The sequence below is a fragment of the Streptomyces sp. 6N223 genome (assembly GCF_052246635.1).
GTDB lineage: Bacteria > Actinomycetota > Actinomycetes > Streptomycetales > Streptomycetaceae > Streptomyces.
The window spans coordinates 1-22,125 of the sequence record NZ_JBQQCA010000084.1; the positions used below are offsets into that span (position 1 = coordinate 1).

Here is a 22,125-nt window from a genome sequence, read left to right on the forward strand (position 1 = left end):
GCGTACCAGCTCCGTCGGCAGGATCACCGCCGACGTGGCGTCGCCCTCGATCCTCGCGAGGAGCACCCGCACCATCTACGCGCTGATGCGATCCCACGGCTGGCGGATGGTCGTCAGCTCCGGCCGTGCCGCCACCGCCGCCGCCGAGTCGTCGAAGCCGCCGACCGCCACGTCGTCCGGCACCCGCCGCCCGGCGCGCTCCAGCGCGGCGAGCGCGCCCCGCGCCATCAGGTCCGAGGCCACGAACAGCGCGTCCAGGTCGGGGCGGCGCGCCAGCAGCTGCGCTGCCGCCGCCGCCCCGCTCGCCCGGCTGTAGTCCCCGGTGACGACCAGGTCCTCGTCGGCCGCGAGACCCGCCTCGGCCAGCACCTCGCGGTATCCGGCCAGCCGCTCCACCCCGCCCGGCGTGTCCAGCGGCCCGGTGACCGTGCCGATCCGGCGCCGCCCCGACGCCACCAGGTGGCGCACCATCTCCCGCGCGCCGTCCCGGTCGTCGGCCGCCACGTACGCCAGGCCCGCCGCCCCGCCCGGCCGGCCCATGGGCTTGCCGCTGGCCACGACCGGTATCCCGGCCCGCACCAGGTGCTCGGCGAGGGGGTCGCCGGTGTGGCTGGAGACCAGCAGCACGCCGTCCACGTGCCCGGCCGTGACATACCGCGTGATGCGGCGTTGCTCCGCCCGCGTCCCGCCGATCATCAGCAGCAGCGGGATGTCGTGCGCGGCCAGCGCCGCCGTGCAGCCGTGGAGCAGCACGTTGAAGTTCGGGTCCTCGAAGAACCTCTCGTGCGGCTCGGCGAGCAGGAACGCCACCGACCCCGAGCGGCCGGTGATCAGGCTGCGGGCGTGCCGGTTCACCACGTATCCGGTGCGGCGGATCGCGGCGTTGACCGCCTCCGCCGACTCCGGCGAGACGTACCGCCCGCCGTTGAGCACCCGGGAGACCGTGCCTCGCGAGACCCCGGCCTCCCGGGCCACGTCGTGGATCGTCGGCCGCCTGCGCCGTGCTGGAGGGTTGCTCACGCTCACGACTTTACGGCGCCCGACAGCAGGTCAAGGCTCCAGAACCGCTGGTGACCTGCTGCCAGACGCCGGAGTGAACTCGCCCTCGATGTCACCGGCGTACTCGGATATGTCGGCCAGCACCTCGTTGCTCACCAGGGTGGGCAGGGCCTGGTACTCGGCCTGCATCAGGTCGGGGGCCTCGCCCGCCTGGGCGGCGTTGATCGTCCGGGTGACCGGCTCGTCGCCGCCGGCCTGCTCCTTGAAGGTGACCTGGATGGCGGGGTGGCTCTCGTTCCACACCTCGACGACCTGCTCCAGGCCGGTCGCCCAGCCCCTTTCATGATCGTTCCTCCCTGCCAAGGCTGTGATCGTTCACAGTGGTGAGGTGGGACTGAGTCTTGTCAATGGTTTGTACTGTGCGGCTATGTTGGTTCATGCAGCCATCGGAAGCTGGGAACGTTCACAGAATCTGTGACGGTACGGACAGGAGGGATGTTCATGGAGCGGCTCGCGTTCGGCGGTGACTACAACCCCGAGCAGTGGCCGGAGGAGGTGTGGCGCGAGGACGTCGCCCTGATGCGCGAGGCCGGGGTGAACCTGGTCAGCGTCGGGATCTTCTCCTGGGCCCGGCTGGAGCCGCGCGAGGGCTCCCTCGACTTCGGCTGGCTGGACCGGGTGATCGAGCTGCTCCATGCGGGCGGCATCCGCGTCGGCCTCGGCACCCCGACCGTGGTGCCGCCCGCGTGGTTCTACCGCGCCCACCCCGAGGCGCTGCCCGTCAGCCGTGAGGGCCAGCGCTGGGCGTTCGGCTCGCGCGGCGCCATCTGTCACAGCTCGCCCGCGTACCAGGAGGCCGCCGCCCGCATCACCCGGGCGCTCGGCGAACGCTACGGCGACCACCCGGCGTTGGCGATGTGGCACGTCCACAACGAGTACGGCGTGCCCGTGCTGGAGTGCTACTGCGAGACCTCCGCCGCCCACTTCCGGAGCTGGCTCGCCGAGCGCTACGGCGCCCTGAAGGCCCTCAACGACGCCTGGGGCACGGCGTTCTGGGGCCAGGCGTACGGCGACTGGGAGGAGATCCAGCCACCCCGCGCCACACCCACCGCCTGCAACCCCGCCCAGCGGCTCGACTTCGCGCGCTTCGCCGGCGACAGCGCCCTCGCCAACTACCGCCGCGAGCGCGAGCTGCTCCACGAGCTGTCACCCGGCGTTCCCGTCACCACCAACTTCATGGTCTCGCCCCGCCAGTGCGACACCATCGACTACTGGCGCTGGGGCCAGGAGGTCGACATCGTCGCCAACGACCACTACACCATGGCCGAGGACGACCGGAACCACATCGGCCTGGCCATGGCCGCCGACCTCTCCCGCTCCGTCGGCGGCGGCCGTCCCTGGCTGCTGCTGGAGCACGCCACCAGCGCCGTCAACTGGCAGCCGCGCGGCATCGCCAAGGCACCCGGCGAGATGGCCCGCAACAGCCTGGCCCACGTGGCGCGCGGCTCGGAGGGCGCGATGTTCTTCCAGTGGCGCGCCTCCCGCGCCGGCGCCGAGAAGTTCCACTCCGCGATGCTGCCGCACGCCGGCACCGACAGCCGCATCTGGCGCGAGGTGGTCGAACTCGGCGCGTACGTCGAGGCGCTGGCGCCCGTGCGCGGCACCCGCACCGCCGCCGACGCCGCCATCGTCTTCGACTGGCAGTCCTGGTGGGCCCAGCGGCTGGAGTGGCGCCCCAGCCAGGACCTCGACACGCGCGAGCGCGCCGAGGCGTACTACGCCGCCCTCTTCGACCGCCACGTCACCGTGGACTTCGTGCCTCCCGATGCCGAGCGCGAGCGCCTGGCGGGCTACCCGCTGCTGGTGGTGCCCGCCCTCTACCTCACCACCGCCGCCGCCGGGGCCAACCTGCGCCGCTACGTGGCCGACGGCGGCACGCTGCTCGTCTCGTACTTCTCCGGCATCGTCGACGAGCACGACGCCGTCCACCCCGGGCCGCATCCGGGCGCGCTGCGCGAGGTGCTGGGCCTGGTCGTCGAGGAGTTCCAGCCGCTGAGGTCCGGGCAGCGGGTGCGGCTCCAGGCGCCGATGGGGGCACCTCCCAGGCCGTCAGGGCCTGGGGGAGGCTCACCGCTGACGGGCGACGTCTGGGCCGAGACCCTGGTCACGGCCGGCGCCGAGCCCGTGTGGACGTACGCCGACGGGCCCGCAGCGGGCGGCCCCGCCATCACCCGCCACCGCCACGGCGACGGCACCGCCTGGTACGTCTCCTCCCGCCTGTCCGCCGAGGATCTGGACCCCGTGCTGGCCGCCGCGAGCGCCGACGCCGGCATCGCGCCGCGCGAGGACCTGCCGCGCGACGTGGAGGTGGTCCGCCGCGAGGGCGAGAGCGGCAGCTTCGTCTTCGTCATCAACCACACCGGGGCCGAGGCGAAGGTGCCGCTCGCCCGCCCCGGCACCGAACTGCTCACCGCCGAACGCGCCGACGGCCGCCTCGCCGTCCCCTCCGGCGCCGTACGGGTGGTGCGCCTGGACTGACCCCGCGTCAACCGCTTCCCGCGACCCCCCACCGTCACTCGTGGAAGGACGACCTTGATGCAACGACGCACCATCCTCCGGCTGGGCCCGGCGGCGCTGGCCACGCCCGTCGTGTTCGGCGCGCTCCCCACCAACGCCGCCCGCGCCGCCAACGCCACCGTGGCCGCGAACGCCGCCCGCGCCGCCCGGCCCCGGCAAGCCCTGTCCATCCGGGGCGCTGACCTCTCCTCCATCCCCAAGGCGGAGGACTTCGGCGCGGTCTGGCGCTACGCCGACGGCACCGAGGGCGACCCCCTGACCATCCTGGGCGAGGCGGGCACCAACTGGGTCCGCCTCAAGGTCTGGGTCAACTCCCCGGACGGCTACCACGGCCGCGACCAGGTCCTCGCCATGGCCCAGCGCGTCGCCGACCAGGGCATGAGCCTGCTGGTGGACTTCCACTACTCCGACTCCTGGGCCGACCCCGGCACGCAGAACAAGCCCGGCGCCTGGGCGGACCTGACCGGCGACGCCCTGCGGCAGGCGCTGGCCGACCACACCACCGACATCCTCGGCGGCCTCGTCGACCAGGGCACCCCGGCCGCCATGGTGCAGCTCGGCAACGAGATCCACAACGGCATGCTGTGGCCCGACGGCTCGACCGACGACTGGGCGGCGCTCGGCGGCCTCCTCAACGCGGGCGTCGAGGCGTCGCGCGCCGCCTCGCCCGACACCCGGATCGCCCTCCACCTGGCCGAGGGCGGCGACAACGAGCTCTACCGCTGGTGGTTCGACAGCGCCCTGGACCAGGGCGTGGAGTTCGACATCATCGCGGCATCGTTCTACGGCTACTGGCACGGCACGCTCGACGAGCTCCAGGGCAACCTCGACGACGTCTCCGCCCGGTACGGCAAGGACGTCGTCGTCATGGAGACGGCGTACCCCTTCCGGCTGGACAGCAAGGACGGCGACGGCCAGATCATCGCCGATGAGTCGGATCTCGTCTCCGGCTACCCGGCGACGCCCGAGGGGCAGGTCGCCTGGATGAACGACATCTGCGCGGTCGTCGCGGCCGTGCCCGACGGCCGGGGCCTGGGCGTCTTCTACTGGGAGCCCGCCTGGACCGCCGTCGAGGGCAACGGCTGGGACCCGGCCGACCCGAACTCCGGCAACGGATGGGAGAACCAGGCCTGGTTCGACTACGAGGACCGCGCCCTGCCCGGCATGCACTGGCCGACGAACCTGCGCGGCGGCCGGCGCTGATACGCATCCTGCTGTCGGCTCCGGGGCGGGGCTGATCGGCCCCGACGGCGGGCCGGGCCGGCGGCGGTTGGGGCCCGGGCCCGGCCGCCGCCTGGCAGCCCTGGATCACGCGCGGGACGCCGGGGCGAAGCGCCCCAGGACGGGGGAGGGGCGGGTCCGGCCCCGGGTGCCGAGCGCGAACGGCCGGGGGGCGGGGGCCACAGCCCCGCACCCCGGCGCGCTTGAGCCGCGCGGAGCGCTGCCGCGCTACCTCACCGGCGTGAAGTCGCGCGCCCCGATGAAGTCGGGACGCGGCACCGGTGCCGCGAAGGGCTCGACCGCCGCGTTCTCCACGCTGTTGAAGACGATGAAGACGTTGCTGCGCGGAAACGGCGTGATGTTGTCGCCGGAGCCGTGCATGCAGTTGCAGTCGAACCATGTCGCCGAGCCGGCCCGCCCCGTGAACAGGCGGATGCCGTAATCTCCGGCCAGGCGCGTCAGCGCCTCGTTCGACGGCGTGCCCGCCTCCTGCATCTGCAGCGAGCGCTTGTAGTTGTCCTTCGGCGTCTCCCCGGCGCAGCCGAGGAACGTCTTGTGCGACCCGGGCATGATCATCAGCCCGCCGTTGGTGTCGTAGTTCCGCGTCAGCGCGATCGACACCGAGACCGCCCGCATCCGCGGCAGCCCGTCCTCGGCGTGCCAGGTCTCGAAGTCCGAGTGCCAGTAGAAGCCGCTGGCCCCGAAGCCCGGCTTGACGTTGATCCGGCTCTGGTGGACGTAGACGTCCGAGCCGAGGATCTGGCGGGCCACGTCGGCCACGCGGGGGTCACGCACCAGGCCGGCGAAGACCTCGCTGAGCCGGTGCACCTCGAAGACGGAACGGATCTCCTGCGACTGCGGCTCGATGATCGAGCGCTCGTCGGCGCGGATGGCGGGGTCGGAGATCATCCGCTCCAGCTCGCCGCGGTAGACCTCCACCTCCTCGTCCGTGATGAGCCGGTCGACGGCGTGGAAGCCGTCCCGGTCGAAGCCGGCCAGCTCCGGGGTCCCGAGCGGCCCGGGCGCTCCCGGCTCGGACCACACCACGGGGTCCTGGCGCGGGGTGAGCGCCTCGGCCGGTCCACGGGTCGGGTACAGGTCGGCGGTGCGCTCCGGTGCGGTGGTCATAAGTGCTCCTTTCTGCTCTGCCTTTAAGACGCTTCGGTGAGCAGCGGATATACGCCGTTCTCGTCGTGGTCCTCCCGGCCGGTCAGCGCGGGGTTGAAGACGCACAGAGCCCTGAAGTCGGTCTTCGGCCGCAGCGTGTGCTTCTCGTGGCCGTCCAGCAGATACATGGTTCCCGGCGTGATCAGGTGCTTCTCGCCGGTCTCGTCGTTGGTGAGCTCGGCCTCGCCCTCCACGCAGAACACGGCCTCCACGTGGTGGGCGTACCACATCGAGGTCTCCGTGCCCGCGTAGAGCACCGTCTCGTGGAGCGAGAAGCCGGCTCCCTCCTTGGCCAGGATGATCCGCTTGCTGCGCCAGGTGCCGGAGGCGGACAGCACGTCCCGCTCGGTGCCCTCGATGTCGCTGATCGATCGGACGATCACGGTGTTCTTCCTTCTTTCCTCGTCAGTCGGTTTCGCGCACGGCGCGGGTCAGGATGCGCAGGCCCTCGTCCAGCTCCTCGGGCGTGATGGTCAACGCCGGGAGCAGCTTGACGACCTCGCTCTCCGGCCCGGAGGTCTCCAGCAGCAGGCCCAGCTCGAACGCGCGGCGGCAGATGGCCTCGGCCCGCTCGCGCCGCTCGAAGGTCAGGCCCCACACCATGCCGCGGCCCCGGTAGGAGGCCCCGGCGTGGGAGTGCTCGGCGACGAGGGCGCGCAGCGCTGCCTCGGTCTGCTCGCCCCGGCTGAGGGTCTGCTTCTCCATCTGGTCGTCGGTCCAGTAGGTGTCCAGCGCGGCGGCGGCGGTGACGAACGCCGGGTTGTGGCCGCGGAAGGTGCCGTTGTGCTCGCCCGGCTCCCAGATGTCCAGCTCGGGCCGGAAGAGGGTGAGCGACATGGGCAGGCCGTAGCCGCTGATCGACTTCGAGACGGTGATGATGTCGGGGACGATGCCCGCCTCCTCGAAGGAGAAGAAGGGGCCGGTGCGGCCGCAGCCCATCTGGATGTCGTCCACGATCAGCAGCATGTCGTGGCGGCGGCACAGGTCGGCCAGGCCGCGCAGCCACTCGGGGCGGGCGACGTTGACGCCGCCCTCGCCCTGCACCGTCTCGACGATGGCGGCGGCGGGGGTGTTGAGGCCGGAGCCGGAGTCCTCGAGGAGGCGCTCGAACCAGATGAAGTCCGGGGTCTGGCCGTCGAGGTAGTCGTCGAACGGCATCGGCGTGCCGTGGACGAGCGGGATGCCGGCGCCGGCCCGCTTGAAGGCGTTGCCGGTGACCGCCAGCGCCCCCAGCGACATGCCGTGGAAGGCGTTGGTGAAGGAGACGATCGACTCCCGGCCCTTGACCTTGCGGGCCAGCTTCAGCGCCGCCTCCACGGAGTTGGCGCCGGTGGGGCCGGGGAACATCACCTTGTGCTTCAGTCCCCGCGGGCGCAGCACCACGTCGCGGAAGGTCTCCAGGAACGCCCGCTTGGCGGTGGTGGACATGTCCAGGCCGTGGGTGACGCCGTCGCGCTCCAGGTAGTCCAGCAGGGCTCGTTTGAGCACCGGGTTGTTGTGGCCGTAGTTGAGGGAGCCGGCGCCGGAGAAGAAGTCCAGGTAGGTGTGCCCGTCCTCGTCGTACATGTAGCTGCCCTGGGCGCGGTCGAAGACGGTGGGCCAGCCACGGCAGTAGCTGCGCACCTCCGATTCCACCGCCTCGAAGACGCTCAGGTCGGGCTGGGTGATGGTCACAGCGTTCTCCTGGTGGATGAGTTCCATGGGTGGGTCACGGTGTGGTCACTGGGAGGGGGAAGGGCGGTGAGGGTGGGACGGGGCTATCGGCCCGATCCGGTAGAGAACCTCGGGCGCGTGGCCGTCCTCGGGGAACGCGGCGGCGTCGAAGAGCACCTCGCGCGAGACGGCTGCCCCGTGCCGCGTCGCGAAGGAGGTGAACAGCCGGCGGGAGGCGGCGTTGTCCGGGGTGATGGTCGTCTCGATCACGTCCACGCCCCGCTCGGAGCGGGCGCGCAGGGTGAGGGCGTCCAGCATGGCGGCGGCCAGCCCGCGTCCGCGGTGGGTCTCGTCGACCGCCACCTGCCAGACGAGGAGGGTGCTCGGGGCGGCCGGGCGGGTGTAGCCGGTGATGAAGCCGACCGGCGCGCCCGGTTCGCCGTGCGCGCCCGCGTCGCCGGAGCGGGCCACGATCGAGGTCTCGGCGTAGTCACGACACCACAGGAGGTAGCTGTAGCAGGAGTTCAGGTCCAGCACCCGCGAGTCCCGGGCAATCCGCCACAGGGCGGCGCCGTCCTCAAGTCGCGGGCTGTCGAGGGTCACCCCCTGGGGCATTTCCAGGAAATCTCTTGGGGCACGTGCATGGTCTGCTTGTGCGGGGGTCATGCGGATCGAATTTACCGAGCAAAAGGACGGATCGCATCGCGGGGAGGGGTTAACAAGCGCGGGAACATGTGTTATCGCGCGCGCGTGGCGACGGTTCGATCGGGGTGCAAATTTGCCCGATGTGCCCGTTAGTTACCGGACAAAACGGGTGCCCGTGGAGACTTTGTCACATGTCTGTAACGAAGATGTGACGCCATCGACGTCGGCGGCCTCCGGTCAACCTCACACGAATGACCGCGTTTAGACGCCGGGAAAGCGGGCAGACGAGCGCGGATATCTCTGCCCGAATAAGCCTGGGAAACGTCACGTGAATTGACGGCCAAGTCGCGTTGATGCGGCGTTGATGCAGCAGACACATACACATCACACGTGTCGTGGAAGAGATCTTGGGGGCGCGCCCAATTCCGGCGGCAGGCGGGCCGGTCGGCGGCTGATCGGTCAGCCGAAGCCGCCGCGCGCCGACACCTCGCCGCGCGGCCCGTCCCCCCGGACGCGGAACCAGTCGTCCCCGGCGTCGCGCGGCCCCGCGTCGTGGTCGTACTGCCCGGCGAAGATGTGCTCGCCGGGCGGGATCTCGGCGTTCTCGTGCAGCTCCCAGCGGAAGACGAGCTCGCCGCCCTCGTCCTCCACCGCCAGCTCGAAGTCGCGGTCCGGCAGCGTCCGCCACGCGCCGGTTGCCCGCACGCCCTCGCCCTGGGCGATGTGCAGCTCGACCGTGAGCGAGGTCAGCCGCCCCTCGGTGGTCACCGCGACCTCGCTCTGCGACCAGTAGGGGTTGCCGCCCTCGTCCACCTCGCCCGAGGCGCGCACGGTGTCGGCGGTCTGCTCGGCGCTCGGCCCTCCGCTCGGCCCTCCGCTCTGCCCACCCGCGTGCTCCCCGCCGTGACCCGCGGCCTCGGCCGGGTCCCGCGGCCCTGCGATCCACGCCGTGGCCACCGCGGCCCCGCCCAGCGTCGCCGCCAGGACCGCCGTCGCCCCCGCCACGCGCACCCAGCCAGGCAGGCCGCCGGGACGGCGCAACGCCGTCCGCCGGCCCGTCCCCGGTCTCGCCCGCCGTGCGCCCGCCTCGACGCGTGCCAGCATCCGCTCCCGCTCGGGCTGGTGCGCTGCGGCCGCGGCACGCAGCAACTCCGGAACGTCGCTGCGGTCCGACATTCAGCTACTCCGTTCCACGGGCCCGGTGCGCAGCACGCGCAGCGACTCCGGGGCGCCCCGCTCGCCCTGTGGGGCGGGCGCGGGAGCCTGGGTCAGGAGCCGCTCCAACTCGGCGATACCGCGTGAGGTCTGACTCTTCACGGTACCTACCGAGATGCCGAGCGCGAGGGCCGTCTCCCGCTCGGAGAGGTCGAAGGCGTGACGGAGCACGACGCAGGCGCGCTTGCGGTACGGCAGCCGGTCGAGGGCGGCGCGCACGTCCAGCACGGCCGGCACGTCCGGCCCGTCGGTGTGCTCGCCGTAGCGCGACCAGAACAGCGCGACGCGGCGGCGCTCCCGCGTTCTGCTGCGGATGCGGGAGCGGGCGAGGTTGGCCACGACGCCACGGGCGTAGGCCAGGGGGTGGTTGGCGGCACTCACGCGGTCCCAGCGGTGCCAGATCGCGACGAGCGCGTCGGCGGCCAGGTCGTCCGCGCTGTCCGGCCCGTCGGAGCTGCCCAGCAACAGATGGGCAAGCCGGGACAGTTCGGCGTGATGCTGCTCGAAGAAGGCGTGGAAATCTTGTGTGGGGGTGCCCACGCCGGCCTCCTGAAGTCTGCGGCTCGGAGACGACCCGCCGAAACGCATCGAATGCGTTCGACAGGCCGTGCGGTGTTCGTCCTTCCGTAGACCCCCAACGAGTGTGGAGCCTAGCAGGGGATTTGTACGCTGCCGAGATGAGCGACGGACCAGTCCTCCACATTCGGGGGCGCATTCTGACCGGCCCGCGCCCCCAGGTGGACGAACGGGAGGAGTTGTGGGTGGTCGGCGGCCGTGTCAGCTACGCGCGGCCGGCGGCCGCCCGCGAGTTGACGACCATCACCGGATGGGCCCTGCCGGGCCTGGTCGACGCCCACTGCCACGTGGGGCTCGCCGCTCGGGGCGCGGTCGACGAGGCGACCGCCGAGAAGCAGGCCCTCACCGACCGCGAGGCCGGCGCCCTGCTGCTGCGCGACGCCGGTTCCGCCGCCGACACCCGCTGGATGGACGAGCGCGAGGACCTGCCGCGCCTCATCCGGGCCGGCCGGCACATCGCCCGCACCCGGCGTTACATCCGGAACTTCGCCCACGAGATCGAGCCCGCCGAGCTGACGGCGTACGTCCGCCGGGAGGCGCGGCGTTCCGACGGCTGGGTGAAGCTCGTCGGCGACTGGATCGACCGCGGGCGCGGCGACCTGGCGCCCTGCTGGCCGCGTGAGGCGATCGGCCCCGCCATCGCCGCCGCCCACGCCGAGGGCGCCCGCGTCACCGCGCACTGCTTCGCCGAGGACTCGCTGCGGGACCTGGTGGAGGCCGGGATCGACTGCGTCGAGCACGCCACCGGGCTGACGGAGGAGACCATCCCGCTCTTCGCCGAGCGCGGGGTCGCGATCGTGCCGACGCTCGTCAACATCGCCACCTTCCCGGCGCTCGCCAAGGGCGCGGAGGCGAAGTACCCGCGCTGGGCCGGGCACATGCGGCGGCTGCACGAACGCCGGTACGCCACCGTGCGGGCCGCGCACGAGGCGGGCATCCCGATCTACGCCGGTACCGACGCGGGCGGCTCGCTGCCCCACGGGCTGATCGCGCTCGAGGTCGCCGAGCTGGTGCGGGCGGGCATCCCGGCCGTGGAGGCGCTGGGGGCGGCCACCTGGGGCGCCCGCGCCTGGCTCGGCCGGCCGGGGCTGGCGGAGGGGGACCCGGCCGACCTCGTGGTCTACCCCGAGGACCCGCGCCGCGACGTGCGGGTCCTGGCCCGTCCGCACCGCATCGTGCTGCGCGGGCGCGTCGTCGGCTGAGACGGGCGGCGCCGCCGCCGTGACCCCTTGCCCGATCCTCGTACAAGCATCCGAAACGATCACGTTCGAGTGAACTGCGCGAAGATCGCTGACGGGTGGCGGGCGGCCGGTCAAGGATGGCGGAGTCCCAAGCCGCCGGCGCCCGCGCGGTGTCCCCAAAGCGCCGCGCCGGTGGCATCAGTCTGCATGTGGGGGTTTCACCCGTGTTCAATTCCGCCTATCGCCCTGCCTGTTCCCGGACGGCCGCGCTGCTGGCCGCCGCCGCGCTGCTGGGGGCCGCCGCTCCGGCCCAGGCCGCCGTGGGAGACCGGGGCGAGGAAGGCGCGGCGAGTGCCGCGGTGCTGCGCGCCGGGCTCACCGTTTCCCTGATCGACGGCGCCGTCGAACAGCCGCTGGACGTCACGCTCAACGACGTGGCCGCGCCCTCGCCGCGCGGCAGGGCGGAGGAGACGCTGCTGACGGCGCGGCTGGACGGGGTCGAGGGGGGCCGGCCCGTCGAGATGCTGCGCGCCGACGTGTCCTCCGCCGAGGCCACCACGGACGCCCGCGGCTCGCGGGCCGAGGTCGCCCTGGCCCGGGCCACGGTCCACCTGCCCGGCCTGCGCGCGCTCTCCCTCATCGAGCTGGAGACGGTCACCGCCAGCGCCGTGTGCGACGCGGGCGCGGCCCCGGCGGCCGCGTCCAACCTCGGCGGCCGCGTGCGCGTGCTGGGCGAGGACGTGACGCTGCGCGCCGACGGCACCACCACGGTCGAGGCGCCGGGCGTCGGGGAGGTCACGCTCGCGCTGTCGGCGAAGGAGACCACCGGCGCCACGGCGGCCGCCACCGCCCTGGAGCTGACGGTGGCCGTCGACCCGCTCGACCTGGGCGTTGCCGCCGTGGACGGCACGGTCACCCTCGCCGAGGCGGCGTGCGAGCGGCCGGGCGGCGGCGGCGATTCGGCCTCCGGCGGCGAGTCCGGCGGCGCGTCGGGCTCCGGGGGCGAGTCCGGGGGCGAGGCGTCCTCGGGTGACGCGGGCCCGAGCACGCAGACCCTGCCGAACGAGGACTCCGACGCGGGCGACCCCGCGGGGGCGGGTGCGGACGACGGCGGGGAAGGCACCGACCCCGACCTCGCCGCCACCGGCGGCGGCTCCGCCACCCCGTTCCTCGTGGGCGGCGCGATGGCCCTCCTCGCCGCCGGCGGCGCCACGCTCTTCTACGTCCGCCGCCGCGCGTCCGGCACGGTCGAGGGCTGACCACGGCGTTCCACCACGGCGTTCCCCCCGGCGCCAGGATCGCCGCTCGGCGTGAATCGGCGCCGGGGGGAGCGGTCGGCGCGGACCGCGGGCGTCATCGACGCCGCGTCCGCATCGGCCGCCTCGGACCGGCGGGCTGACGCTCCGGCGGCGTCCGTTCCGCGCCCTCGCTCGGCTGGCCGCCTCGCCCGGGGGCGGGGATGCTGGGATACATGCGTCGGCGCACCACCGCGGCCGTGGCCGCCACCACCCTGCTGGCCACGGGCGCGGCCACGGCCGCCGCGGGCCGGTGGGCCCGCGGCGCCGCGCTGGGCGTGAGCTCTCGCGCGCCGCGCCCGGCCGGCTTCGCCGGGCCGCGGCTGACCGTGCATGCCACCGCCGCGGGCCGCGTCACCCTCACCCGCTCCCTGGAAACGCTGCGGCCGGGCACCTACGGCATCACCTCCGCCACCCGGCACGCCATCGTCGGCCCGGTGCTGGAGATGGCCGAGGAGCCCGACGCCGTCGTGCGCCGCCTGGAGCGCGTGATCCGCGGCGAGCTCGTCCCGGGCGCCACCATGGCCCTGACCCCGCAGCTGTACGCCGGCGACCCGGGCACCGCCCTCGGCATCGACCACACCGACGTCGAGATCCCGGCCGAGAGCGGCCCACTGCCCGCCTGGTACGTGCCCGGGGAGCGCGACACCTGGGTCATCGCCCTCCACGGCCTGGGCGCCACCCGCGAGCACCCGCTGAACCTGCTGCCCTTCCTGCACCGGCATCGCCTCCCCGTGCTGCTGCCCAGCTACCGCGGCGACCTCGGCGCGCCCCGCCCCCGGTCCGGCGTGAGCTCCCTCGGCGCGGCCGAGTGGCACGACGCCGACGCGGCCCTGCGCTTCGCGATCCGCTACGGCGCCCGCCGCCTGGTGCTCCACGGCTGGTCCTCCGGCGCCGCCATGGCCCTGTACGCCGCCTCCCACTCCCCGCTGCGCGGCCGCGTCGCCGGCGTCGTCCTGGACTCGCCCGTGCTGGACCCGGCCGCCACCGTGCGGGCGCTGGCCGAGCACCGCGGCGTGCCCGGGCCACTGGTGCCCCTCGCGGTGGGCGCGGCCCGCGCCGGGATCGGCGCCGACGCCGGCCGCTCTCCCGACGGCGAGGGCCCGCCGGGTTTGCCGGCCGGCCCTCGGGAGCCCCGGCTGCCCGTCCTCCTCTTCCACGGCCCCGGCGACACGATCGCCCCCTATGCGGCCTCCCGGGCGCTGGCCGAACGCCACCCGGAGAGCGTCGTGTTGCACACCGTCCACCAGGCCCAGCACGGCGCCATGTGGAACGCCGACCCCCACGGTTACGAGGAGGCGCTGCGCCGCTTCCTCACCCCTCTCATGTGAGGCCCTGTGCGGGGAGTTTGGGCTTTCGGACCCGGAGGCGTGAAACTGCTCACGTGACGTCCCGATCTCCGCGTGAGCCCCGGTTGCGACTCGTCCCCCAAGCGCCCTCTCCGCGCGCCGCTTCCCCCGACCGCCCCGCGCCCGCGCGACGGGCCCCGCGGGCCCCCGTCGGCGCCGTGCCCCGCTCCCGGCTCGCGCGGCAGGCCCGCGTCCAGCTCGCCGAGGCGGTGCGGCTCGCGCACTGGGCCCAGCGCACGGGCCGCTCGCCCGACGCCGCCTGGGAACGGGCCGCCGCCGAACTCGGCCTGACCCAGAGCCAGATCCGCGACCACTGGAGCCGGGCGCGGCTGGCGGGCCTCGTCGAGTACGGCGCGGAGGGCTCGGACAGTGGGGGTCCTCCCGGCAACGGGGGCGTAGCCGCCGGGGGAGGCACGGTCCGCGCCGGGTGGCGGCTGCGCGCCTGGGAGCGGGACGACTCGGCGGCGCTGCGCGGCTGGGTGGCGCTCTTCGACGCCTGGTCCCTGGCCCGCCCCGCGCCGCCGGACGCCGACGCGGGCGCGGTGGCGGACGTGGTGGCCGCCGTGCCGCAGCTGCTGTCGGTCATGCAGCTGTCGGACGGGCCGGTGACCGCCGCCGGGCTGGTCGACCTGCTGCGGCAGCGCATCGGCGAGCTGCGGGCCGACCGCCCCGGGGAGGACGAGGAGGCCGATCCCGGCGTTGCGCCCGCACTCCATCCCGCCGCACCCGAACCCGCCGCACCCGAACCCGTCACAGTCGGCCCGGAGCCGGGCCGGGGCACTGTTGCCCCGGTATCGGACGGTCCTCGGCAGGAGACCGAGCGGGCCGAGCACGCCGAGCTGGTCCGGCTGCTGGGCTGGGCCCTGGACGCGCTGGCCTCCGTCGGCGCCCTCACCCTCCACGCGCGCGGCGCCCGCCCGGTGCGGGCGCGCCTGACCGAGCTGGGCGGCTGGGCGATGTGGACCAAGCTGGAGCACATCTGCATCGCCGCGCAGAGCCCGGCGGGCAACATCGAGCAGTCCGCCGTCGACATGCTGCGCGGCTGCGCCACCCTCACGCCCGGCCCGGCCCGCGCCGAGTACCGCGCCTGGCTCGCCGCCCGGCCCTCCGGCCCCGCCGTCTCGGAGCTGCTGGACGCCGCCCGCGGCGAGGACGCCCTCATCCGCGGGCTCGCCTTCGAGGCGCTGCGCGTGGCCGGTGCCCCGGCCCTGCCCGCCGTCCGGGCCGTCGCCGGGGAGCCGCTGCTCCGGCCGTACGCCCTGCTGTGGCTCGCCGACCACGACGGCGGAGAGCCGCGCGAGGACCCGCACGTCCCGAGCGGCGTGCTCTCCCCCGAGGAGGCCACCTGGCTGTGGGTGGACACCGCCTCGGCCGCGCAGGAGCACGGCGCCGAGCGGCTGCTGCTGGAACACCTCGACTCCGCCCACCAGCCGAGCGTGGCCCAGCTCGTCGACGAGATCCGCACCTGCGGCCACCCCCGCACGGTCCAGGTGCTGCTCGCCCTCGCCGCCACGCACCCGGACCCGGTCACCGCCAAACGCATCCGGCGCGCGGCGTTCCAGGTGCACACCGGCGGCAGCTGAGGCCGGAACAGCCGGAAAACTGGTTGCGCCGCGCCGGTAGAATGACCGGCATGGACATTCTGCTCCTCGTGCATTAGCGGACGTACCGGTGCGCCAGATCGGCGCGCAGCCGCATCCTGACCTGCCCGTACGCCCTGCCTTCATGCTGCCTGGAGTCTGTCCGTGATCACCGCCAACGGCATCGAGCTGCGCGCCGGAGCCCGCGTACTCCTCGAGACCGCCACCTTCCGCATCGCCTCCGGCGACCGCGTCGGCCTCGTCGGCCGCAACGGCGCCGGCAAGACCACCCTCACCAAGTGCCTGGCCGGCGAGGGCCTCCCGGCCGGCGGCACCATCACCCGCTCCGGCGCCGTCGGCTACCTGCCGCAGGATCCGCGCACCGGCGACCTCGGCGTTCTCGCCCGCGACCGGATCCTCTCCGCGCGCGGCCTGGACTCCGTGCTGCGCGGCATGCGCGAGAACGAGGAACGGATGGCCAGCGGCCAGCCCGCCGCCCGCGAGCGCGCCATGCGCCGGTACGAGCGCCTGGAGACCGAGTTCCTCACCAAGGGCGGGTACGCCGCCGAGGCCGAGTCCGCCACCATCGCCGCCAGCCTCGGCCTGCCCGAGCGGGTGCTGGAGCAGCCGCTGCGCACCCTCTCCGGCGGCCAGCGGCGCCGCGTGGAGCTGGCCCGCATCCTCTTCTCCGACGCCGACGTGCTGCTGCTGGACGAGCCCACGAACCACCTCGACGCCGACTCGGTCGTCTGGCTGCGGGACTTCCTGCGGACCTACCGGGGCGGCCTGGTGGTGATCTCCCACGACGTCGCCCTCATCGAGACGGTCGTCAACAAGGTCTTCTACCTCGACGCCAACCGGGCGCTGATCGACCAGTACAACATGGGCTGGAAGCAGTACCAGGTGCAGCGCGAGGCCGACGAGCGGCGGCGCCGCCGGGAGCGCGCCAACGCCGAGAAGAAGGCGGCCGCCCTCAACGCCCAGGCCGACAAGATGCGTTACAAGGCCACGAAGGCCACCGCCGCGCAGAACATGGCCCGCCGCGCCGAGCGGCTCCTCGCGGGCGTCGAGGCCGAGCGGCAGCGCGACAAGGTCGCCAGGCTCCGCTTCCCCGACCCCGCGCCCTGCGGCAGGACGCCGCTGACCGCCGAGGGCCTGTCGAAGTCCTACGGCTCGCTGGAGATCTTCACCGACGTCTCCCTCGCCATCGACAAGGGCTCCCGCGTGGTCATCCTCGGCCTCAACGGCGCCGGCAAGACCACCCTGCTGCGGCTGCTGGCCGGGATCGACAAGCCCGACACCGGCCAGGTCACCCACGGCCACGGCCTGAAGCTCGGGTACTACGCCCAGGAGCACGAGACGCTCGACCCCGACCGCACCGTGCTGGAGAACATGCGCTCCGCCGCTCCCGACATGGACATGGTGGAGATCCGCAGGACCCTGGGGTCCTTCCTCTTCTCCGGCGACGACGTGGAGAAGCCGGCGTCCGTGCTCTCCGGCGGCGAGAAGACCCGGCTGGCGCTGGCCACATTGGTGGTCTCCTCGGCCAACGTGCTGCTGCTGGACGAGCCCACGAACAACCTCGACCCGGCCAGCCGCGAGGAGATCCTGGGGGCGCTGCGCACCTTCGCCGGCGCCGTCGTCCTCGTCACCCACGACGAGGGCGCCGTGGACGCGTTGCAGCCCGAGCGGATCATCCTGCTGCCCGACGGCGTCGAGGACCTGTGGAACGAGGACTACGCGGATCTCGTCGCCCTCGCCTGAGCCCGGTCGGCCCGTCCGCGCGGAAGTGATCACTCGCTCTGGATCATTCGGCCGATCCTTGATCCATCATCTGTGTGACGGCGGCTCGTACAACGGCGTGTCGCACGCGGTCGGCGTAACCGGCCCTCCGCGCGCGGCGCCGCCCGCGGTCCCGGGACCTCGGCGCCGCTCTGACCTGCATGTTCGGTCCGGCCCATGGCACCCGTGCCCCGGTCGGTGGGCCGGGAAGCCCCGGGGGTGCGTGCCGCCCGCACCGGCACGACAGTCCGCTTGTCGTACCTACCTGGGGCGAATGGGTGGCCAGGAAACCGGATAGGGGTGATCATGAGAGACCAGAGCGCACTTCCCACGAGGAGGCACGGGTGGCCGAGACTCTGAAGAAGGGCAGCCGGGTGACCGGCGCCGCGCGCGAGAAGCTCGCGGCAGACCTGAAGAAGAAGTACGAGGCGGGGCAGAGCATCCGCTCGCTGGCCGAAGAAACCGGCCGGTCGTACGGTTTCGTGCACCGCATGCTGAGCGAGTCCGACGTGACCCTGCGTGGCCGCGGCGGTGCCACGCGCGGCAAGAAGGCAGCGCCGACGCCCTGACGCCGCCTCGACCCTGATCCGATTCGGCCCACCGGACCGTTTCTCAGGGGGACATGTGTACTGTCACGTGTACCCATGGGTAACGTTCGCGGAGGGCACATGAACCTGCTTGACCGGGACGGCGTGCGCGTCACCGTCGACGACGCCGTCGCCGCCGTCACGCTCACCGGCGCCGACCGGCGCAACGCCCAGACCCCCGCCCTGTGGCGGGCGCTGGCCGAGGCCGGCCGGCTGCTTCCCGGCGACGTCCGGATCGTCGTGCTGCGCGGCGAGGGCCGCTCCTTCTCCGCGGGCCTCGACCGGCGGATGTTCACCCCCGAGGGAATCGACGGCGAACCCTCCCTGGCGGAGCTGGCCAGGCTGCCCGAGGCGGAGCTGAACGCGACCCTCGCGGGGTACCAGGAGGCGTTCACCTGGTGGCGGCGCGGCGACCTGGTCACGATCGCCGCCGTGCAGGGGCACGCGATCGGCGCCGGATTCCAGCTGGCCCTCGCCTGTGACCTGCGGGTCTGCGCCGACGACGCCGAGTTCGTCATGCGCGAGACCTCGCTCGGCCTGGTGCCCGACCTGGGTGGCACGCACCCGCTCGTCCACCTGGTGGGCTACGCCCGCGCGCTGGAGATCTGTGCCACCGGGCGCGCCGTGCACGCGGCCGAGGCCGAGCGCATCGGCCTGGCCACCGTGGTCGTCCCGCGGGCGGAACTCGACGCGGCGGTCGACGACCTCACCGCGGCGCTGCTCGCCGCCCCCCGGGACGCCCTGATCGAGACCAAGACGCTGCTGCGGGCCGCCACGGCCCAGGGCTACGCCGCGCAGCGCGCCGACGAGCGTGCCGCCTCCGGCCGCCGCCTGCGCGACCTGGCGGGCGTGGGGGAGTAGTCACGCCGGACGGCCGGCGTCCGCGAGCTGGGCGACCAGCACCGTGACCGCCACCGGCCCCGGGGCCCCGGCGCGGGCCGCCTCGGCCGCCGCGGCCCGCGCCTGCCGCGCCACCGCCGCGGTCCGGCGTTCGGCGGCCACCGCGAGCTGCAGCCGGACGAGCCGCTCGGGCGGCGTTTCCCGGCCCTCGCCCTGGGGTGCGTCGCCGCCGGGCGTGGCGGCGCCCGGCGCGTCGATGACGCGCAGCGCCTGCGAGGGCCCGCCCAGCGCGCCCGAGAGGCCCAGCACGCCCGGCACGGCGAGCACGGCCCGGGCCACCCGGGCCTCGCCCGTCGCCTCGCCCGTCGCCGCGTCGCCGTGCGGCGGCGGCACGAGCGCGAGCGGGTCGCCCGCCGGGGCGCTCGCCTCCCGCCCGTCGCCCGGCGACTCCAGCAGCCCGGCGACGTGCACGTCGACCCCGGTCACCTCCAGGCCGATGCGCTCCCTCGCCGCCGTGGCCAGCACGGCTCGCACCTCGTGCGCGCACTCCGGCAGCGGCCGCTCCAGCCCCGCCGCGCAGGTCGCCTCGATCCGCAGCGGACCCGGCGGCAGCGCGCTGGGCGGGGGCGGCACCACGGCCGGGGCCGGTGCGCCGGCGTCCTCGCCCGCCGGCCCCACCCGCAGCCGGTCCAGCCGGACGTCGGCCACGGCGTCGGCCACCGATCGGCCCAACACCCAGCCGGCGGCGCGTTCCGCGAGCCACGCGCCGTCTTCGCGAGGTCCTAGCGGCAGCAGCCTTCCGAGCGCCAACTGCCGCCTCATCTCCCGCAACAGCGGGTCCGCAGCCATGAGCCTCACCTTCCGTACACCCCGTGGCCCGTCCCCCGTGGTGAAGGGGCGGGGCGTGGGTAACAGCATCCCGTATGCCCGGTGGCGTGTCCGCGGGCACACTGAAGTGGCACGGGAGCGGCGGGCACCGACCTGTCGCTGGGAAAGAGGTGATGGCGAAGTGACCGACACCAGCACGGAGGCGACGGAGACCGCGACCGAGGTATCACCCGTTCAGAGCCTCGCGGCCCGCCGGGGGCCGGGCGATCCCGCCACGCGCGGGCGTACCACCATCGCCGACGACGTGGTGGCGAAGATCGCCGGCATGGCCGCCCGCGACGTGGTCGGCGTTCACGCCATGGGGGGCGGCATGGCCCGCACCTTCGGCTCGGTGCGCGACCGGGTGCCCGGCGCCAGCAAGTCCGCGACCCGCGGCGTCAAGGCCGAGGTCGGCGAGGTCCAGACCGCCCTCGATCTCCAGATCGTGGTGGAGTACGGGGTCTCCATCGGCGAGGTGGCGCGTACGGTGCGGGAGAACGTGATCTCCGCGGTGGAGCGGATGACGGGCCTGGAGGTCGTCGAGGTCAACATCAACGTCGACGACGTGCACCTTCCCGACCTCGACGACGACGACCGGCCGCCGCTCCAGTAGCGGGCCGTGTCGCAGAGTGCCAAGGAGCGCGAGATGAGCATGGCGGTGGCCGGCATGATCGCCGGCATGGGCCTGGGTTTCGCCGCGTACTTCGGCGGTTTCGCCGCCTTCCTCCTGGTGGCGTCGCTCGGCGCCATCGGCTTCGTCGTCGGTCGGTTCGTCGACGGTGACCTGGCGCCCGGGGACTTCTTCCGGCCCAGAGAGCGCGACGACGACCGGCGGCGGTGAGCGGAGCGGTGGAAGCAGCGGTGCCCGCGGCCGAGCGGGGAGCGACGCGGATCGCCGAGCGGGTCGTGGCCAGGCTCGCGGCCCAGGCGGCCAGGGAGGCGCTGGCCGACGCCGGGCAGGGGCCGCCCGTGCCGCGGCGGCGGGGCGGCGGCACGCCGACGCCCCACGCCACGGCCGCGCTGCGGCGGCTCGCGGGCGGCGACGGCGGCCAGGCGCTGGCGAGCATCCGGGTCACCGTGGAGCTCGGTTACCCCTCCGACATCGGCGCGCAGTGTGCCGCGGTGCGTCGCCATGTCACTCTGAGGGTCAAGCAGCTGGCTGGCATGGACACGTCCGAGGTGGCGGTGGATGTGGAGCGGCTGCACTCCGTGCACTTCGACGGAGACGGTTCGGCGGCAGGGAGAGTGCGGTGAGCGAGGAGCCGGGTGCCAGCCCACGGGCGGTCACCCTGGAGAAGTCGGCGGCGGCAACGGCGACGACGGCGACGACGCCGGAGGAGGAGGGCGGCGGCACGGGCGGCATGGCCCAGTCCGCCTCCGTGGCCCGGTACGAGCCCGGGGAGCGGCCGGACGGCCCCGCCCACCGCTTCTGGTCCGTCCGGCGCGTGCCGTCCCTGCTGGTCGCCGCGGTGCTGCTGGCCGCCTGCGGCCTGCTGCTGTACGACGTGGCCGCCGTCCGTGCCGACCGCCCGGCACCCGAGTGGCGGCGCACCCTCGCCGACGAACTCGCCACCCGCAGCCTGGACGACGGCTGGGTGGTGCTGGGCGCGGTGGCCGCCATGCTGGTGGGCGCCTGGCTCGTCTGGCTCGCGGTCACCCCCGGGCTGCGGGGCCTGCTGCCGATGCGGCTGGAGGGCGAGCACCTGCGGGCCGGCATCGAACGCCGCGCCGCCGCCGCCGTGCTGCGCGACCGGGCGCTGGACGTCACCGGCGTCCGCACGGTCAGGGTGAGGGTCGGCCGCCGGCGGGTGCGGGTTCTCGCCCTGGCGCACTTCCGCGACCTCGACGAGGTCAGGTCCGACCTGGACGCGGTGCTGGACCAGGGCATCGGCGAACTCGGGCTCGCCCGGCCGCCCGCGCTGAGCGTGCACGTGCGCCGTCCGGAGAAGCGGTGAGAGGGCCGGGGATGCTGCGGACGGTGAACCGCGTGCTGCTGGGACTGACCGGGCTCACGCTCTTCTGCTTCGGCCTGGCCGCCGTCGCGGCCGCGCTCGACCTTCCCGACCGCTGGGGGATCTCCCCGCCGTCGTGGTGGTCCTGGCGCGCCCCGGACGACGTGCTGCTGACCCGCGCGGACCGCACGCGGTGGCGGGACGAGGGCTGGTGGTGGCCGATGATCATCGGCGGCCTCGCCGTGCTGGTGCTGCTCGCCCTGTGGTGGCTGCTGGCGCAGCTGCGGCGGCAGCGGCTGGGCGAGGTGTTCGTGGACAGCGGCGACGGGATGGGCGCGCTGCTGCGCGGCCGGGCCATGGAGGACGTGGTGGCCGCCGAGGTCGAGGCGCTGCCCGGCGTCGAACGGGCCCGGGTCACCCTCGTCGGCCGCCGCAACCAGCCCCGGGTGCGCGTCGGGCTGCTGCTCTCCCCCCAGGCCCGCCCCGGCGTCGCGGTCCGGCGCCTGCGCGGCGAGGCCCTCGAACACGCCCGCGTCTCCGCCGGCCTGGCCGCCCTCCCCGCGGAAGTGCGCCTCCGCGCCACCAAACGCACGGCCGAGCGCGTGAGCTGACCCCACCGCCCACCCGTCTCCTTAGGGG

General features: G+C 74.2%; 22 protein-coding genes and 1 pseudogene. 14 read left to right on the forward strand and 9 right to left on the reverse strand.

Annotated elements, in window-relative coordinates:
- Positions 1–975, reverse strand: a pseudogene (locus ACTWQH_RS31105) (LacI family DNA-binding transcriptional regulator); the annotation flags it as partial.
- Between the two features lie 75 nt (positions 976–1,050).
- The gene (locus ACTWQH_RS31110; RefSeq protein ID WP_443290154.1) at positions 1,051–1,362 is read right to left on the reverse strand and encodes an extracellular solute-binding protein; all 312 of its coding nucleotides are present in this window, start codon (positions 1,360–1,362) and stop codon (positions 1,051–1,053) included.
- A 138-nt stretch (positions 1,363–1,500) separates the two neighbouring features.
- Here ACTWQH_RS31110 and ACTWQH_RS31115 point away from each other — a divergent pair, with 138 nt between their 5' ends.
- Positions 1,501–3,537, forward strand: a complete 2,037-nt coding sequence (locus ACTWQH_RS31115; RefSeq protein ID WP_443290155.1) for a beta-galactosidase — start codon at positions 1,501–1,503, stop codon at positions 3,535–3,537.
- 57 nt (positions 3,538–3,594) lie between these two features.
- Positions 3,595–4,779, forward strand: a complete 1,185-nt coding sequence (locus tag ACTWQH_RS31120) for a glycoside hydrolase family 53 protein (protein WP_443290156.1) — start codon at positions 3,595–3,597, stop codon at positions 4,777–4,779.
- A gap of 246 nt (positions 4,780–5,025) precedes the next feature.
- On the opposite strand, the gene thpD is transcribed toward ACTWQH_RS31120, so the two are convergent.
- From thpD to ACTWQH_RS31150, 6 genes are all read right to left on the reverse strand, one after another.
- On the reverse strand, positions 5,026–5,925 hold the full coding sequence (thpD, locus tag ACTWQH_RS31125) for an ectoine hydroxylase (RefSeq protein ID WP_443290157.1): 900 nt from the start codon (positions 5,923–5,925) through the stop codon (positions 5,026–5,028).
- 23 nt (positions 5,926–5,948) lie between these two features.
- Entirely contained in the window at positions 5,949–6,347 is a 399-nt protein-coding gene (locus tag ACTWQH_RS31130) for an ectoine synthase (RefSeq protein ID WP_443290158.1), read from the reverse strand.
- A 22-nt stretch (positions 6,348–6,369) separates the two neighbouring features.
- Positions 6,370–7,638, reverse strand: a complete 1,269-nt coding sequence (ectB, locus tag ACTWQH_RS31135) for a diaminobutyrate--2-oxoglutarate transaminase (RefSeq protein WP_443290159.1) — start codon at positions 7,636–7,638, stop codon at positions 6,370–6,372.
- A 45-nt stretch (positions 7,639–7,683) separates the two neighbouring features.
- Positions 7,684–8,232, reverse strand: a complete 549-nt coding sequence (gene ectA / locus ACTWQH_RS31140; RefSeq protein WP_443290160.1) for a diaminobutyrate acetyltransferase — start codon at positions 8,230–8,232, stop codon at positions 7,684–7,686.
- A 489-nt stretch (positions 8,233–8,721) separates the two neighbouring features.
- Positions 8,722–9,438: a hypothetical protein gene (locus ACTWQH_RS31145; RefSeq protein WP_443290161.1), complete on the reverse strand. Its 717-nt coding sequence runs from the start codon at positions 9,436–9,438 to the stop codon at positions 8,722–8,724.
- Positions 9,439–10,017, reverse strand: coding sequence for a SigE family RNA polymerase sigma factor (locus tag ACTWQH_RS31150; RefSeq protein WP_443290162.1), 579 nt, complete (start codon positions 10,015–10,017; stop codon positions 9,439–9,441). It lies immediately after the preceding gene.
- 137 nt (positions 10,018–10,154) lie between these two features.
- Between ACTWQH_RS31150 and ACTWQH_RS31155 the strand changes: the two genes are divergently transcribed.
- From ACTWQH_RS31155 to ACTWQH_RS31185, 7 genes are all read left to right on the forward strand, one after another.
- On the forward strand, positions 10,155–11,255 hold the full coding sequence (locus tag ACTWQH_RS31155; protein WP_443290164.1) for an amidohydrolase family protein: 1,101 nt from the start codon (positions 10,155–10,157) through the stop codon (positions 11,253–11,255).
- A 203-nt stretch (positions 11,256–11,458) separates the two neighbouring features.
- The gene (locus ACTWQH_RS31160) at positions 11,459–12,493 is read left to right on the forward strand and encodes an SCO1860 family LAETG-anchored protein (protein ID WP_443290165.1); all 1,035 of its coding nucleotides are present in this window, start codon (positions 11,459–11,461) and stop codon (positions 12,491–12,493) included.
- Positions 12,494–12,705: 212 nt separating this feature from the next.
- Positions 12,706–13,860 (forward strand): alpha/beta hydrolase, encoded by a 1,155-nt coding sequence (locus ACTWQH_RS31165; protein ID WP_443290166.1) that lies wholly within the window; start codon positions 12,706–12,708, stop codon positions 13,858–13,860.
- 176 nt (positions 13,861–14,036) lie between these two features.
- On the forward strand, positions 14,037–15,461 hold the full coding sequence (locus tag ACTWQH_RS31170; protein WP_443290167.1) for a hypothetical protein: 1,425 nt from the start codon (positions 14,037–14,039) through the stop codon (positions 15,459–15,461).
- Between the two features lie 162 nt (positions 15,462–15,623).
- The gene (locus ACTWQH_RS31175) at positions 15,624–17,222 is read left to right on the forward strand and encodes an ABC-F family ATP-binding cassette domain-containing protein (protein WP_443290168.1); all 1,599 of its coding nucleotides are present in this window, start codon (positions 15,624–15,626) and stop codon (positions 17,220–17,222) included.
- 362 nt (positions 17,223–17,584) lie between these two features.
- Positions 17,585–17,809 carry a helix-turn-helix domain-containing protein gene (locus tag ACTWQH_RS31180; protein ID WP_443290169.1) on the forward strand — a complete coding sequence of 75 codons (225 nt, stop codon included), beginning with the start codon at positions 17,585–17,587 and terminating at the stop codon, positions 17,807–17,809.
- Between the two features lie 99 nt (positions 17,810–17,908).
- The gene (locus ACTWQH_RS31185) at positions 17,909–18,688 is read left to right on the forward strand and encodes an enoyl-CoA hydratase/isomerase family protein (protein ID WP_443290170.1); all 780 of its coding nucleotides are present in this window, start codon (positions 17,909–17,911) and stop codon (positions 18,686–18,688) included.
- Here the strand turns inward: ACTWQH_RS31185 and ACTWQH_RS31190 are convergent, their stop codons facing one another.
- Positions 18,689–19,516 carry a nucleopolyhedrovirus P10 family protein gene (locus ACTWQH_RS31190; protein WP_443290171.1) on the reverse strand — a complete coding sequence of 276 codons (828 nt, stop codon included), beginning with the start codon at positions 19,514–19,516 and terminating at the stop codon, positions 18,689–18,691.
- A 160-nt stretch (positions 19,517–19,676) separates the two neighbouring features.
- On the opposite strand from ACTWQH_RS31190, the gene ACTWQH_RS31195 reads away from it, so the two are divergent.
- From ACTWQH_RS31195 to amaP, 5 genes are all read left to right on the forward strand, one after another.
- Positions 19,677–20,147: an Asp23/Gls24 family envelope stress response protein gene (locus ACTWQH_RS31195; RefSeq protein WP_443290172.1), complete on the forward strand. Its 471-nt coding sequence runs from the start codon at positions 19,677–19,679 to the stop codon at positions 20,145–20,147.
- A gap of 33 nt (positions 20,148–20,180) precedes the next feature.
- Positions 20,181–20,375, forward strand: a complete 195-nt coding sequence (locus ACTWQH_RS31200; RefSeq protein ID WP_443290173.1) for a hypothetical protein — start codon at positions 20,181–20,183, stop codon at positions 20,373–20,375.
- 8 nt (positions 20,376–20,383) lie between these two features.
- A complete protein-coding gene (locus tag ACTWQH_RS31205; RefSeq protein WP_443290174.1) occupies positions 20,384–20,788 on the forward strand; it encodes a hypothetical protein in 405 nt (134 codons plus the stop codon).
- A gap of 107 nt (positions 20,789–20,895) precedes the next feature.
- Positions 20,896–21,489 (forward strand): DUF6286 domain-containing protein, encoded by a 594-nt coding sequence (locus ACTWQH_RS31210; RefSeq protein WP_443290176.1) that lies wholly within the window; start codon positions 20,896–20,898, stop codon positions 21,487–21,489.
- Positions 21,490–21,500: 11 nt separating this feature from the next.
- On the forward strand, positions 21,501–22,097 hold the full coding sequence (gene amaP, locus ACTWQH_RS31215) for an alkaline shock response membrane anchor protein AmaP (RefSeq protein WP_443290175.1): 597 nt from the start codon (positions 21,501–21,503) through the stop codon (positions 22,095–22,097).
- The last annotated feature ends 28 nt before the right edge of the window (positions 22,098–22,125 follow it).

What these genes read in the sequence shown, in the direction of transcription:
- ACTWQH_RS31115 (WP_443290155.1), top strand. Translation starts at nt 1,501, where the DNA reads ATGGAGCGGCTCGCGTTCGGCGGTGACTACAACCCCGAGCAGTGGCCG.
- ACTWQH_RS31120 (WP_443290156.1), top strand. Translation starts at nt 3,595, where the DNA reads ATGCAACGACGCACCATCCTCCGGCTGGGCCCGGCGGCGCTGGCCACG.
- thpD (WP_443290157.1), bottom strand. Translation starts at nt 5,925, where the DNA reads ATGACCACCGCACCGGAGCGCACCGCCGACCTGTACCCGACCCGTGGA.
- ectA (WP_443290160.1), bottom strand. Translation starts at nt 8,232, where the DNA reads ATGCCCCAGGGGGTGACCCTCGACAGCCCGCGACTTGAGGACGGCGCC.
- ACTWQH_RS31145 (WP_443290161.1), bottom strand. Translation starts at nt 9,438, where the DNA reads ATGTCGGACCGCAGCGACGTTCCGGAGTTGCTGCGTGCCGCGGCCGCA.
- ACTWQH_RS31155 (WP_443290164.1), top strand. Translation starts at nt 10,155, where the DNA reads ATGAGCGACGGACCAGTCCTCCACATTCGGGGGCGCATTCTGACCGGC.
- ACTWQH_RS31165 (WP_443290166.1), top strand. Translation starts at nt 12,706, where the DNA reads ATGCGTCGGCGCACCACCGCGGCCGTGGCCGCCACCACCCTGCTGGCC.
- ACTWQH_RS31185 (WP_443290170.1), top strand. Translation starts at nt 17,909, where the DNA reads ATGAACCTGCTTGACCGGGACGGCGTGCGCGTCACCGTCGACGACGCC.
- ACTWQH_RS31190 (WP_443290171.1), bottom strand. Translation starts at nt 19,516, where the DNA reads ATGGCTGCGGACCCGCTGTTGCGGGAGATGAGGCGGCAGTTGGCGCTC.
- ACTWQH_RS31200 (WP_443290173.1), top strand. Translation starts at nt 20,181, where the DNA reads ATGAGCATGGCGGTGGCCGGCATGATCGCCGGCATGGGCCTGGGTTTC.
- ACTWQH_RS31210 (WP_443290176.1), top strand. Translation starts at nt 20,896, where the DNA reads ATGGCCCAGTCCGCCTCCGTGGCCCGGTACGAGCCCGGGGAGCGGCCG.
- amaP (WP_443290175.1), top strand. Translation starts at nt 21,501, where the DNA reads ATGCTGCGGACGGTGAACCGCGTGCTGCTGGGACTGACCGGGCTCACG.